This window comes from Thermomonas mangrovi, from assembly GCF_028201335.1.
GTDB lineage: Bacteria > Pseudomonadota > Gammaproteobacteria > Xanthomonadales > Xanthomonadaceae > Thermomonas > Thermomonas mangrovi.
On record NZ_JAPEVV010000008.1, the window covers coordinates 131,902 to 144,907 of the forward strand.

At 66.7% G+C, this 13,006-nt stretch carries 10 protein-coding genes; 8 read left to right on the forward strand and 2 right to left on the reverse strand.

Features of this window, described 5'->3' with window-relative positions:
* Positions 1-19: 19 nt before the first annotated feature.
* Positions 20-3,058: a TonB-dependent receptor gene (locus ON759_RS12330; RefSeq protein WP_271680690.1), complete on the reverse strand. Its 3,039-nt coding sequence runs from the start codon at positions 3,056-3,058 to the stop codon at positions 20-22.
* A 388-nt stretch (positions 3,059-3,446) separates the two neighbouring features.
* Between ON759_RS12330 and ON759_RS12335 the strand changes: the two genes are divergently transcribed.
* From ON759_RS12335 to ON759_RS12355, 5 genes are all read left to right on the forward strand, one after another.
* On the forward strand, positions 3,447-4,889 hold the full coding sequence (locus ON759_RS12335; protein ID WP_271680691.1) for a C40 family peptidase: 1,443 nt from the start codon (positions 3,447-3,449) through the stop codon (positions 4,887-4,889).
* Entirely contained in the window at positions 4,886-5,992 is a 1,107-nt protein-coding gene (locus ON759_RS12340; protein WP_271680692.1) for a dipeptide epimerase, read from the forward strand. The genes ON759_RS12335 and ON759_RS12340 overlap by 4 nt, the downstream gene beginning before the upstream one ends.
* A gap of 12 nt (positions 5,993-6,004) precedes the next feature.
* Positions 6,005-6,850, forward strand: a complete 846-nt coding sequence (locus ON759_RS12345; RefSeq protein WP_271680693.1) for a MurR/RpiR family transcriptional regulator — start codon at positions 6,005-6,007, stop codon at positions 6,848-6,850.
* A gap of 73 nt (positions 6,851-6,923) precedes the next feature.
* Positions 6,924-7,712, forward strand: coding sequence for a L,D-transpeptidase family protein (locus ON759_RS12350; protein WP_271680694.1), 789 nt, complete (start codon positions 6,924-6,926; stop codon positions 7,710-7,712).
* Positions 7,709-8,956 carry a dicarboxylate/amino acid:cation symporter gene (locus ON759_RS12355; protein ID WP_271680695.1) on the forward strand — a complete coding sequence of 416 codons (1,248 nt, stop codon included), beginning with the start codon at positions 7,709-7,711 and terminating at the stop codon, positions 8,954-8,956. The genes ON759_RS12350 and ON759_RS12355 overlap by 4 nt, the downstream gene beginning before the upstream one ends.
* Here ON759_RS12355 and ON759_RS12360 read toward each other — a convergent pair whose 3' ends face one another.
* Positions 8,957-9,565, reverse strand: coding sequence for a response regulator (locus ON759_RS12360; RefSeq protein WP_271680696.1), 609 nt, complete (start codon positions 9,563-9,565; stop codon positions 8,957-8,959).
* A 129-nt stretch (positions 9,566-9,694) separates the two neighbouring features.
* On the opposite strand from ON759_RS12360, the gene ON759_RS12365 reads away from it, so the two are divergent.
* From ON759_RS12365 to ON759_RS12375, 3 genes are all read left to right on the forward strand, one after another.
* Positions 9,695-11,203, forward strand: a complete 1,509-nt coding sequence (locus ON759_RS12365; RefSeq protein WP_271680697.1) for an MASE1 domain-containing protein — start codon at positions 9,695-9,697, stop codon at positions 11,201-11,203.
* Positions 11,204-11,326: 123 nt separating this feature from the next.
* Positions 11,327-11,653, forward strand: coding sequence for a hypothetical protein (locus ON759_RS12370; protein ID WP_271680698.1), 327 nt, complete (start codon positions 11,327-11,329; stop codon positions 11,651-11,653).
* Between the two features lie 9 nt (positions 11,654-11,662).
* Positions 11,663-13,006: a hypothetical protein gene (locus tag ON759_RS12375; RefSeq protein ID WP_271680699.1), complete on the forward strand. Its 1,344-nt coding sequence runs from the start codon at positions 11,663-11,665 to the stop codon at positions 13,004-13,006.

A 13,006-nucleotide genomic window follows, 5' to 3' on the forward strand; every position in this document is an offset into this window, starting at 1 on the left:
CCCGGTGGTCACGGTGCCGTCAGAAGTTCCAGGTCATCACCAGCTGCGCATAGCGTGGCGACTGCCAGCGGGTGCCGGTGTTCCAGGTCGGACGCACCTGGCCAGGTTGGGCTTCGTAACGCTGGCTGACGTTGATCACGCGCTGCTGGTCCAGCAAGTTGAAGACCGACAGGCGCAGCTTCAGGTCGACCTCGGGCACCGGCAGGGTCCAGGTCACGTTCGCGCCCAGGTTGTAGGTCCAGGGCAGGCGACCGCCCCAGCCACGTCCCGCGTACTCGTAGACGCGGTTGGCGACGGGGACCGTCGAGCAATTGGGCAGGCCCGCGGGCGGGATGCAGTGCCAGAACGAACCGCCACCGGAACCGATGGAGGTCACGCTGCCCGCAGCCAGCGAGTCGTTCGGCCAGGTCACGCCGAACGCATTGATCGGACCGCCGGACTGGGCGACGAGGGTCGCGCCGAAGGACCACATGTCGTTGAGTTCGTAGCTGCCCCGCAGCTTGATCTGGTGGGTACGGTCGTTGAAGAGCGGGCCGTAGTCCTGGTTGTTCGCCGGGTGGTCCCAGTGCTGGACCATGCCGGTGTCGCCGTAGTTGGTGTCCGAGTTCACCGGCCCCTCGTGGTTGCCCTCGGACCGCGACCACAGGTAGGAGGCATTGAACGCCCACTTCCCGTCCCAGGCGCGGTCGACCTGGAACTCCACGGCCGTGTAGGTCCGCTTCGGCGCCGAGTAGCCCACGATCTGGTTGGTCGTCGAGGTCATGTAGCCTTCCTTCGACGTATCGATGGTGACCCACCCGTCCTGCGCACATCCGAGCGCCGTCGTGCCCCACAGCGTGAGCTTGTCGCCGGGGTTGGCGATCGGGAACAGGGTGCCATGGCGGACGCCGCACAACGCATTGATGCGGACGTCGTCCATCGCGTTCGGCATGCGCCGGTACGTGGCATTGACGCCCCACGACCAGGCCTGGTTGATCATGGTCTGGAAGCCGAGGATCGCCTCGTCCTGGTAGACCGCGTCGAGGTCGCGATCCACGCTCTGGCGGAGGTCGCGCACGCTGAGGTTGAACTGGTCGTCCACCGGCCCGATCTGCGCGCCGACGATGGGCTCCATGTAGGGCGCGCCGGTCACCGGATTGGTCGCCGCGCGCCAGCCATCGAGGACGTAGAACGTGCGTTCGTCGAGCAGGCCGCCGGCGAAGTTGTAGCTGACGATGCTCGGCACCGGCTGGTAGTAGCGCCCGAGGTTGCCGAACAGCTTCGTGCTGCCATCGCCCTTCACGTCCCACGAGAAGCCGAGGCGCGGCGACACCAGCTTGTCCAGCTCGATGAACGTCCCGCCCGCGGCGGTCTTGTTGAGGAAGTTGTCCACGCGCACGCCGACGTTGAGCAGCAAGCTCGGCGTTACGTTCCAGACGTCCTCGAGGTACCAGGCGCTCGCCTCGATGTCGAACACGCCACCATCGGCCCGTTCGCGCGCCATCAGGAAGGCATTGACGCCGATCGGCAACGGCGTGCCGTTGTCGAGCACCTGGGTGGCGCTGGTGCGGCCATAGGCCGTGTACTGCTTGCCGCTGCCCGGGTAGAACGTGACCCGGTCCGTCGTCATCAACTCGTGGTCCCAGCCGAAGCGCAGCAGGTGGTCGCCGAGCGTCCACTCGAAGTCGAGGCGCTTGGCCTTGCGCTCGTCCTCGTGGCTCACCACGTTCGAACCGGGGTGGCAGCCCAGCACCGGGCTGCCCATCGCCCGATAGACCGATCCGTAGGAGGCATTGTTGTAGGTGACCCAGTCGCACAGGCCGTCGGCCGGCGAGCGGGTGAACGCACTGGAACGGTTGATGCCGTACATCGCCCGCGCCGTGAAGTTCTCGCCGAAGTGGCCTGTGTAGGTGATCGAGCCGCTCTTGCCGCCGCCAGAGGAGGTCGACTCGCTCGGCGCCGCGCTTCCCACCGTTCCGGTGTCGAAGTTGTAGGCATAGACCTTGGTCAGCGAGTCGCCCGCATCGGAGAACGCCAGCAGCTCCAGCAGGTGGTCGTCGTTGACCTGCCAGTCCAGCTTGCCGCCCCAGAAGCCGTTGCTCGAGTCGCGCACGCTCAGGCTGCTGCCGGAGGCGTTGGTGAAGCGCGACGGATTTTCGCGCCACTCGTACATCGCGAACAGGAACAGCTTGTCCTTGATCAGCGGGCCCGATCCCCACACGTTGGCCTTGTTGAAGCTTTGGCGATCCTGGCTGCTGCGGACGTTCACCGACCCGTCCGCGTAGTAGTGGTCGTCGGCCTCCGCCCGCCATGCCGATGGTTCGAATGTGGTTTGGATCCCACCCTTGAATTCATTGCTGCCCCGCCGGGTGACGGCGTTGATCACGCCGCCGGTGCTGCGCCCGAACTCGACTGAATAGCCACCGGTCTTGACCTGGAACTCGTCGTAGAACGCGAAGGGTGCCGTCGAGAAGCCCTGGCGACGATAGAAGTCGGTGACGTTCAGGCCATTGATGAAGATCGAGTTCTCGGCCACCGACGAACCACCGAAGGAAATGCCGCCGAACGACGAATTGCCGCCGATCACGCCGGGGGCCAGCAGGGCGACCGAGCCCAGCGTCTGGTCCACGGGGATGCGCGCGATCTCCTCGCGGGTCACGTTGGTGGCGGTCTCGGTGGAATAGACGTCGACCCGGTTGATCACCGCCGAACCGACCACTTCCACCGCGGCGAGGTTGGTCACGCTGCCGTCGCCACCGAGGTTGACGTTGGTGGTGCCCCCCAGCGACACCACCACCACGTGCGCGCTGCCCACGTCCTGCCCGCCGCGACGCACCTGCAGCCGGTAATCGCCGACCGGCAACTGGGCCAGCCGATAGCCACCATCGCCACCGGCGGTCACCGTGCGCGTGGCCCCGGTCGCGACATTGGTGACCACGATCTCGTCGCCGCTGGTGGCCCGTCCGGCGACCGCGCCGGTGGCGCTCTGCGCCAGCGCGGGCGCGATGGCCAGGGTGGACAGGCAGAGACCCGTCGCGAACGCGAGGGCGGTTTTGCGCAGGTGGCGACGACGACTCATGGGTTCACTCCGGACGAGGCACGACGGAAGGGCCGCCGACGGACACCGACGGCGATGCGGATGGGCGGAAAGCGGAAGTGGCCGCCTGGCCGAACCAGGACGGATGCAGGCGCGATGCATGCAGGCACGGCGCGGAGGCGTGGCGGGGACGCCGCGGGCGTCGCGCGCCGATCCAACCGGCCAGCATGCCGATGACCCCGAAGGCGCGTAGCGTGGTTTCCAACAGGACGTCCCCCAGACGATCCGCGTTTCCCGGCTTGTGTATCACGCAGTCGCGAGGTGGTCAATAATTTATTCTTGTCGTATAACGCAATGGCATCACGTATTCATTGAAAGCCTGAATACCCGGCCCGACAGCGGCATGGCAAGCTGGGACATGGGGAGGAACATGCGCACTCAACAAAGCGGTCCACGTCGGTTCGGCAAGGTCGGCTGGCTGGCCTTCGCCCTGGCGATCGCCCTCGGCGGCCCGCACGCGGCCGCGCGCGACCAGAGCGGCGGCAGCGCGTGGCAAGTACCACCCAGCGGCGTGATCGGGGTGCAGGAGGCGTACCTCGATGCCGAATTCTGGGTCGCGCGCACCGCGGACGCGGACACGGTGCTCATGGATCGCGCCGCGATCGACGCGCGCAACGCGCGCCTGCTGCGCGAAGACGCATCGATGCACGACATCGCCGCACTGCCGGCGACCCTGCCCCGGGCCCAGGTCGCCGCGTGGATCGAGGATCTCGCGTCGCCGCCGACCCGGGCACTGTGGGACGAAGCCGGCAAGCCCATCCCCGCGGACACGCTGGCGGGCTTCGCCGGCAATCGCGCGATGGCCGCGATCCCGGACCAGCAGCCGACCCGCTACGGCATGGCGGTGCGCCGGGCGGCGCTGCGCGCCTTCCCGACCACGTTGCGGGTGTTCAGCAGCCAGGGCGAGACCGACATCGACCGCTTCCAGGAGAGCGCCCTGTTCCCTGGCGATCCACTGGTCGTCGTGCACGCGAGCGCCGATGGCAAGTGGCGGTTCGTGGTCAGCCCGCGCTACGCAGCATGGGTGGAGGCCGAGGCCATCGCCGAGGGCGACCGCGCCACCGTGCTCGCCCATGCGACGCGCGCGCCCTACCGCGTGGTCACCGGCGCCAAGCCGCGCACCGTGTTCACCCGCGAGGAACCGCGCCTATCCGAACTGCAGCTGGACATGGGCACCCGCATCCCGCTGGCGCCGGCCGCGCCCGATGCGCCGGTCAATGGCCAGCATCCGTACGCGGCATGGATCCTCGACCTGCCGGTGCGTGATGCCGATGGGCGACTCGGCTTCGCGCCCGCGCTGATGCCGCGGATTGCGGACACCGCCGGCGACTACCTCCCGCTGACCCGCGCCAACCTGCTGCGGCAGGCGTTCAAGTTTCTCGGCGAGCGCTACGGCTGGGGCCACAGTTACAACGGCCGCGACTGCAGCGGCTTCGTGTCCGAGGTCTACCGCAGCATGGGCGTGCAACTGCCGCGCAACACCAGCGACCAGGCGGTCAGCCCGGTGTTCGCGCGCACGCGCTTCGAACCCACGGCATCGCGTGCGGAGCGCATGGCCGCGGTCGCCGCGCTGGATGTCGGCGACCTGATCTACATCCCGGGGCACGTGATGATGTTCGCCGGCCGCATCGACGGCATGCCCTACGTCATCCACGATACCAGCGGCGGCAGCTACCTCGACTCCAGCGGGGAACTGCGTTCGATGCGACTCAACGGCGTGTCGCTCACGCCGCTGCTGCCGCTGCGCTTCGGCAAGGACCACGACTACGTCGACCGCATCACGAATATTGTCCGGGTAACCACGCCACCATGAAGATCCGCGATATCCGCTTCGGCATGCTGCGCGTGCCGCTGAAGACGCCGTTCAAGACCGCCCTGCGCACCGTGGAGCAGGTCGAGGACGTGGTGGTGATGGTGCATACCGACACCGGCCACGTGGGCTACGGCAGCGCGCCCGCGACCGCCGTGATCACCGGCGACACCCACGGCTCGATCATGGAGGCGGTGCGCCACTACATCGCGCCGCGACTGGTCGGCCTGGAGATCGCCAACCTCAACCGGATCACCCACCTCATCCAGGGGGCGATGGAGAAGAACACCAGCGCCAAGGCGGCGGTGGAGATCGCGGTGCACGACCTCTGGGGCCAGTTGTACGGCGCGCCGCTGTACAAGCTGCTCGGCGGCGGCGACCCGGTGATCACCACCGACATCACGATCAGCGTCGACTACATCGACAAGATGGTCGCGGACTCGCTAGCGGCGGTGGACCGCGGCTTCGAGTCGTTGAAGATCAAGGTGGGCAAGGACATCGGCCTGGACATCGAGCGCACCAAGGCGATCCATGCCGCGGTCGAGGGCCGCGCGCTGCTGCGCCTGGACGCCAACCAGGGCTGGACCGCCAAGCAGGCGGTGTTCGCCCTGCAGACGCTGGAGGACGCGGGGGTCAAGCTGGAGCTGGTGGAACAGCCGGTCAAGGCGCACGACCTCGCCGGCCTGCGCTACGTTACCGAGCGCGTGCACACCCCGGTGATGGCGGACGAGAGCGTGTTCGGCCCGCGCGAGGTGATCGAGCTGATCCGCATGCGCGCCGCCGACATCGTCAACATCAAGCTGATGAAGACCGGCGGCATCTCCAACGCGGTGCGGCTGGCGGACATCTGCGGCATGTACGGCGTCGACTGCATGATCGGCTGCATGCTGGAATCCAGCATCGGCGTGGCCGCCGCGGTCCACCTGGCGGTCGCGAAGTCCGACGTGATCAGCAAGGTCGACCTCGACGGTCCCTCGCTCTGCCGCCATGACCCGGTTGCCGGCGGCGTGCTGTTCAACGAATCGGAGATCACCATCACCGATGCGCCGGGCCTCGGCATCCGCGCCATCGACGGGCTCGCGCCCGCTGCCGAACTGGCGGCCTGAGGCAGGCGCGAGATGACCGCGCTGGTGAGGATCCGCGCCGAGCGCGACCGGATGTCGGCGATCGAGCGACGCATCGCCGACTTCATCCTCGAGAACGCACAGCTGCTGCGCGACTATTCGTCGCAACAACTCGCCAACGCGCTGGGGATCAGTCAGTCCAGCGTGGTGAAGTTCTGCCAGAAGCTCGGCTTCAAGGGCTACCCGGACCTCAAGCTCTCGATCAGCGAAGCGGTGGTCCGTGCCGACAGCGGGCCCGCCGCCAGCGGCGATGCCCATGCGGCGGAAGCACCCGCCCTGCGCTACGGCCTGTGGGCGCGCAAGTCCGAGGCCGAGGAAGCCACGCGGCTGATCAATCCCGCCGACACCCTGGACGCGGTGGCGCGCGCGATCGGCCAGGCCGGCACGCGCTACGCGTTCGGCACCGGCGACGATGCCCTGCCCGCACGCGCGTTTGCGCAGCAGTTGGGCTTGCTGGGCCTGCGCACGGTGCATGAAGCCGACCCCGCGCACATGGCCGCCCACCTCGGCGCGACTCGCCCCGGCGACGTGCTCCTGCTGTTCTCCGAACACGGCAGCCAGCCGGCGCTGGCCCAGCTGCAGCGCCAGTTCCGTGCCCAAGGGGGCGGCCCCATCGTCACCGTGACCCGGCACAGCGCCAACCCGCTGCGCGCCCATGCCGACCACGCGCTGCTGGTATCGGCGCACGATGACCGCGCTTACGTCGCCCCGCTGCTGTACCGCGCCGCGCAGCAACACCTGCTCGACCGCCTCTACATCCGCCTGTGCGAAGCCGACGAGGCGTGCCGCGAGCGCCTGCAGGACGCGCTGGAGCGCATCGCCGCGCTGCATGCGACATGAGATCCGGCAACCTGCCGGACCGCATCGCCGCTTTTCCCCTAGCATTCCCGCCATCCCTTCCCGGAACTTGCGCATGACGATCCGCCGGACCGCTCCCCTGCTCCTGTCGCTGGTCCTGGCGACCGCGTGCAGCCACCGACTGCCCGCGTCCACCGATGCCGCGCCGTGGGCCGAAGCCGGCCAACTGGTGCTGGTCACCACCGCCGACTGGGATGCGACCGGCGGCGAGTTGCGCCGCTTCGAGCGCGCGGGCGACGGCTGGCGACAGGTCGGCGATGCCGCGCCGATCACCGTGGGCCGCACCGGCACCGCCTGGGGCATCGGCCTGCATGCCGCGCGCAGCGACGGCCCGGTCAAGCGCGAGGGCGACGGCAAGGCGCCCGCGGGCGTGTTCGCGATCGGCACCGCCTTCGGCTATGCCGCGGGCGTGCGCACCGGCCTGCCCTACCGGGCGATGACCGCGAACGACTGGTGCATCGACGTGCCGGCCTCGCCGATGTACAACCGGATCGTCGACCGCAGCGTCGCCAAGGCCGCGGGGCTCGACCAGTCCACCGAACCGATGCGCCGCGACCTGCATGCCGACGGCGACCAACGCTACCGCGAGGGCTTCGTGATCGAACACAACCGCGACGGCGCCGTGGCGAACGGCGGCAGCTGCATCTTCGCCCACCTGTGGAAGGCGCCGGGCGAGGCGACCGCCGGCTGCACGGCGATGGCCCCCGACGCCATGGCGCCGCTGCTGGCCTGGCTGGACGCGCGCCGGCACCCGGTGTTCGTGACCCTGCCGCGCGCGCAGTACGAAGCGCTCAAGGGCGCCTGGCGGCTGCCCGACATCGACCGTGCGGAGGCCACCCGATGAGCCAGACCGCGCGGGTGATGGCCGGCCTGGTGGCCGGCGTGGTGGTCGGCATCCTGCTGGCCTGGCAGGCGCCGGCGCTCGGCGTGCAGGTCGCCGACCTGGTGCAGCCGTTCGGCAAGCTCTGGCTCAACGCCTTGCAGATGACCGTGGTACCGCTGGTGCTGGCGCTGGTGATCGTCGGCGTGAACCAGGCCAGCGACGCCGCGCAGTCCGGGCGCGTGGCGCGCCGCGCGATCCTGACCTTCGTGGTCCTGCTGACCGCGGCGGCGGCGATGACCGCGGTGCTCGCGCCGATGGCACTCTCGCTGTTGCAGCCCGACCCGGCGGTGGCCGCGGCGTTGCGCGGGCACGAGGCCGAACTCCCCGCCGCGACCGGCGGCTGGGCGGATGCGCTGCTGGCGATCGTGCCGAGCAACGCGGTCGCCGCGGCTGCGGCCGGCGCGATGCTGCCGCTGGTCACCTTCGCCCTGTTCTTCGGCTTCGCCCTGACCCGGATCGAGGCCGCGCAGCGCACCCAGGTGGTCGGTTTCTTCAAGGCCGTCAGCGAGGCGATGATCGTGATCGTGCGCTGGGTGCTGTGGGCGGCGCCGGTCGGCATCTTCGCGCTGGTGCTGTCGCTGACCGCGCGTGCGGGCCTGGGCGTGCTGCAGGCGCTGGGCATCTACGTGCTGCTGGAATGCGCGCTCTACCTGCTGGCGACGGTGTTGCTGGTCGCGGTGGCGGTGGTCGTTGGTCGGCAGCGGCTGGCGCATTTCATGGCCGGGCTCGCGCCGGTGCAGGCGGTCGCCGCCAGCACCCAGTCCTCGCTGGCGACGCTGCCGGCGATGCTCGACAGCGCCGAGCGCCGGCTCGGCTTCCCGCAGCGCGTGTCCGGGCTGGTGCTGCCGATGGCGGTCTCGCTGTTCCGCATCACCTCGCCGATCCAGTACCTGGCCACCGCCAGCTTCATCGCCTGGGCGCTCGGCGTGGACCTCACCGCCGCGCAGCTCGCCACCGGCGTGGCCTTGTCGGTGCTGGTCAGCATGGGCTCGGTGGGCCTGCCCGGGCAGGCAATCTTCCTCGCCACCAACCTGCCGGTGACCCAGGCCATGGGCCTGCCGATCGCACCGCTGCCGGTGCTGATGGCGGTGGATGCGATCCCGGACGTGCTGGCGACGGTCGGCAATGTCACCGGCGACATGACCGCGAACGCGCTGGTCGCGTCGCGGGAACGCGGGGATCCCGGCACGCTTCGCGAGGGCTGATCAGCCCAGCAGGCCCCGTTCCAGCGCCAGCTTGTGCAAGGCCAGGTCGTTGTTGACGCCGAGCTTGGCGCGCAGCGAGGCGCGGTGCAGGTACACCGTCTTGTCGCTGATACCCATCTCGATGGCCGCCTGTTTGGGGGGTTCCCCCCGCGCCAGACGCAGGAACACTTCCTGCTCGCGCTCGCTCAACGCCTCCAGCCCGGCACGCGGCGCGGCCGGCTGCTGCAGGTCGCTGCTGAGATAGGGCTGACCTGCGGCGACGGCGCGCAGCGCGGCCACCAACTCGTCGGATGCCGCGCCCTTGGTCACGTAGCCAGTCACGCCGCGTCGCAGCGCCTCCGAAATCCAGGGCTCGTGGTCGTGCATGCTCAACACCAGGATGGCCATGTCCGGTAGCGCCTCGCGGAGCTCCGGTACCAGCGACAACCCGCCTCCCGGCAGCGACAGATCCAGCACCAGCACGTCCGGATGCTGCAACAGCACGGCCTCGCGCGTGTCTGCGATGGCGCTGCATTCGGCCACGATCCCGAAACCTGGCTCCTGCTCGATGAGGGCGCGGAAACCGGCGCGAACGATGGCGTGGTCGTCGGCCATGACGATGCGGATCATCGGCGCAGGGTAACAGCGCAGCAGATGGTGCCAACTGGAATTTTTCCAGTCGCCGTTGCCCGTCCGGCCGCGGCTACCATGTGACCGATGCAACACATGCTTCCCGCCTGGGCCAGGTGGCCATTGGCCGTGGCCCTCTATGCCGCAGGCCATTACCTGCTGGTGCTGCCCGCGAATCTGTACTGGCATCCGCCCGCAGGTTGGCGCTTCCTGTGGCTGCTGTTCACACCACCACGGCTCTGGCCGGCCCTGCTGGTTGCCGAGTGGGCGATCTACCTGCCGGATAGCTTGCAGATGTTTACCGGCCATGGCGGCTGGATGACCGCGCTGACCCTCGCCCGCATGATCGGCCTGATGAGTGGTCCGTGGTGGTTGCGACATTCTCGCCAGCCGCTGTTGCTGGACGATGCCTCGTCGATGCAGCGATTGCTCCTGGCCATCGCCGCATCGGCGCTGGGGAATGCCGTGTTCAACACATGGCGTCCGTTCGATGGCGAAGTGCCGGAATCCAGCCTGGAACTCTTCCTGCAAATCGCCCTCGGCGACATCAACGGCACGCTGATGCTGGCGCCACTCGGATTGCTGCTATTGCGAAACCGCTCCGAAGCCGCACAGACACAACGTTGGAAGCGCGACATCCCGCTGGTCCTGCTGCCCGCCCTGCTGCTGTATGCCAGCACTCTGGATCTGCTAGGAGCTTCGGTGTATTTCTTCGCGACGAGCCTGTGCGCCCTGCCTGTCCTGTATTTCGCCCTGCGAACCGGCTGGCGCGGCGTGGCCATCGCCCTGCCGCTGGCCAATATCGCCGTGGCCTCCGCCAGCATCCTGACCGGCAATACTGCGGCGGCCGTTCAGGTCCAGTTGTTCCTGTCCATCATCGGCATGTCCGGGTTGTTGCTTGGCGCCTCGGTGGACGAACTCACTGCGCGCAACGATGCACTGGTTGCGGGCAATGTCCGTCTGGATCGCCTCTCCGATGAACTGCGTAGCGCCGCTCGCCGCAACCTGTCCATATCCGAAGACCTCCGCCGCCGGCTCGCCTTGGAACTGCATGACGAACTCGGGCAAAACCTCACTGCCCTGCAAACCCGCATCAAGCTGGCCGAACGCAAGGCCGGCGATCCCGAGGCTTTCGCGCCCCTGCGCGAGATCCTCGACCACATGCGGAGGCGCGTATCCGGCCTGATGAACAGCCTGCGCCCCGCCGGTCTTGATGCCTTCGGATTGGCTCGGTCGTTACAGCAGGGCAGCATCCGCGACCTGATGGAAACCAGCGGCATGGCCTATCGACTGCATATCGAAGACGGCGACGGCCTGCTGGAACGACTGGACGACGACACCCAGACCGCGATCTACCGCATCGTGCAGGAAGCGGCCACCAATGCGGTGCGCCATGCAGATGCCTGCAATCTTCTTGTTCGCCTGCGAGCGCGTAGCATCGGCAGCAGTATCCGCATCGGGCTGAGCATCGAAGACGATGGGCGTGGTATCGACCCGGCATCGCTACGGCTGCGCAACGGCGGCATGGGGCTGCAGGGGATCCGCGACCGGGTGTTGTTGCTGGGTGGGCGGTTGCGCATTCGCAGCGGTGCACGTGGGATGCGATTGGTCGTGGCGTTCCGGACGCCTGCAAGTTAGACAATACATGGAATACAGACCAGCGGGCTGCTGGAAAAATTCTTATGTGAAGTTTCGTAACGTTGTCGCACCCTGATCGCATGCGACTTGGCTGCTGAACAGCCTAGCCTTCAGGGGGAACGAATGGACGATTCGATTCTATTGGCCGTGGTGACTGGCTTTAGCGCAGTGCTGGGAAGCCTTATCACAGGCTCGATCACATACTGGACCGCAACCAATCAGCGGGTTGCGGCTGAAAACAAGCGCCGATTGAAGCGCGCATATCACGATATCGCGGCATTCCATCGGCTCGAGGAACGCTACGCCTCGTCACTCGCAGCCACGGATGCTCCTACCGCCGCCGCCTGGAAGCGAGACATCCGAAAACGGCTGCGGGATGAGGGGTTCGACTCACCCAGCGAGAAGGCAACCGCACAGCTCGCTGAGCGAAGCATCAACGATCTCGTCTAGGAGCCGCACATGCCCCTGCTCAATGCACTCATGGTTGCAGTCGTCGCGGCCTCTGCCGTCTGGGTTTATCTGGACGCCACCAAGCACAAGATCGGAAAAATCCCCGGCGGGAAAGGCTTGTTCAACATGTCAGCCGGCGCATGGGGCATCGTCACTCTGATGCTCTGGATCATCGGTTTTTCATCCTACTTGTTGAAGCGCAAGAGCCTCGCCGAGCAGGCCAAGATCCACCCCATTGAAGTTGGAGGACGGGGAATCAAGACTGCAATCCTGGCCGTGGCAGGCGGATTTTGGTTTCTTGCCGCCGTGGCGAATACGTTGACAAGTCAGGCCGATGGGTCACGCAATTCGGGTGCCGGCAGCATAAGGAGTTGGTTCGATACAGCCGCATCGACAATTTCGACGAGCGAGTGGGAGTTGAGCGAGACGACTTCCGGCATTGACGGGAAAACGTTGGCCGCCACTCGTGTTTATCCATTCGACAGCCGCAATACGCAATTCCACGTCGAAATTACTTGCAACCCGCAATCCAGAAAGACAGGGATGACAATCCAATCCATCGTCGGAAGCATGGAATCGCCAACAGAACAAAGTGCATTTTCCGCACTGCATCTGGAGAATGGCTCGATGCCAGTCGCACGGGTGAAATTCAAGGACGGGAATGTCTTCAGCACTCCGCTTTACACCTATTTCGCACTGGGAGAGTACGCAAACAAGGCGGTATTCATCGCCTCGTCGATGCTTGGCGAGGCGCTTCCCATGCTGCTCGAAATCGGCAATGGAACAGGCACATATGAACTGGCTATTGATCGTTCCGGCGAGGTCGAGAAAGTACTGGCGGCCTGCGGACAGGATGAAGCGTCCTTGGCACGCGCTGAAATGGATCAGAAAACAGCACGACAGGTCGAACAAATCGCCGCTCAGCAAGAACAGCTTGCCGAGCTCAAGGACATGGCCATCACGGCAATCAAGCAGTCTTGCCGCCAGTTCGGCTCACCATCGGAGTTCGGCCTCACAAATCCTGGCTACTTCGAGAGCCTCGCGAAGTTCGAGGAAGATATCGCTAGATTGCCGGAAGGGATCAGGGCAGAAATCAGCCTTGATTGCGCCAGAATCGCGCCTGACGAGCTTTCGTCGTTTCAAACCGAGTTCGATGCCGAGTATTCGTACTACGAAAGAACCGGGGGCTCCTGTACTCGAGATCAGTTTCTTTCCTATGCAAGATCGCTGAATTCTGGCATCTCGAGCATGCAGGCTCGGCAATGTGGCGAGTACAGCAGAAGCGCAAATGATCAAGCACTGCATGACGCCGTTTCGGCAGCTGACAGTGCAGCAGAAAATCCTGAGCAGTAG

What these genes read in the sequence shown, in the direction of transcription:
- ON759_RS12330 (WP_271680690.1), bottom strand. Translation starts at nt 3,058, where the DNA reads ATGAGTCGTCGTCGCCACCTGCGCAAAACCGCCCTCGCGTTCGCGACG.
- ON759_RS12335 (WP_271680691.1), top strand. Translation starts at nt 3,447, where the DNA reads ATGCGCACTCAACAAAGCGGTCCACGTCGGTTCGGCAAGGTCGGCTGG.
- ON759_RS12340 (WP_271680692.1), top strand. Translation starts at nt 4,886, where the DNA reads ATGAAGATCCGCGATATCCGCTTCGGCATGCTGCGCGTGCCGCTGAAG.
- ON759_RS12345 (WP_271680693.1), top strand. Translation starts at nt 6,005, where the DNA reads ATGACCGCGCTGGTGAGGATCCGCGCCGAGCGCGACCGGATGTCGGCG.
- ON759_RS12350 (WP_271680694.1), top strand. Translation starts at nt 6,924, where the DNA reads ATGACGATCCGCCGGACCGCTCCCCTGCTCCTGTCGCTGGTCCTGGCG.
- ON759_RS12355 (WP_271680695.1), top strand. Translation starts at nt 7,709, where the DNA reads ATGAGCCAGACCGCGCGGGTGATGGCCGGCCTGGTGGCCGGCGTGGTG.
- ON759_RS12360 (WP_271680696.1), bottom strand. Translation starts at nt 9,565, where the DNA reads ATGATCCGCATCGTCATGGCCGACGACCACGCCATCGTTCGCGCCGGT.
- ON759_RS12370 (WP_271680698.1), top strand. Translation starts at nt 11,327, where the DNA reads ATGGACGATTCGATTCTATTGGCCGTGGTGACTGGCTTTAGCGCAGTG.
- ON759_RS12375 (WP_271680699.1), top strand. Translation starts at nt 11,663, where the DNA reads ATGCCCCTGCTCAATGCACTCATGGTTGCAGTCGTCGCGGCCTCTGCC.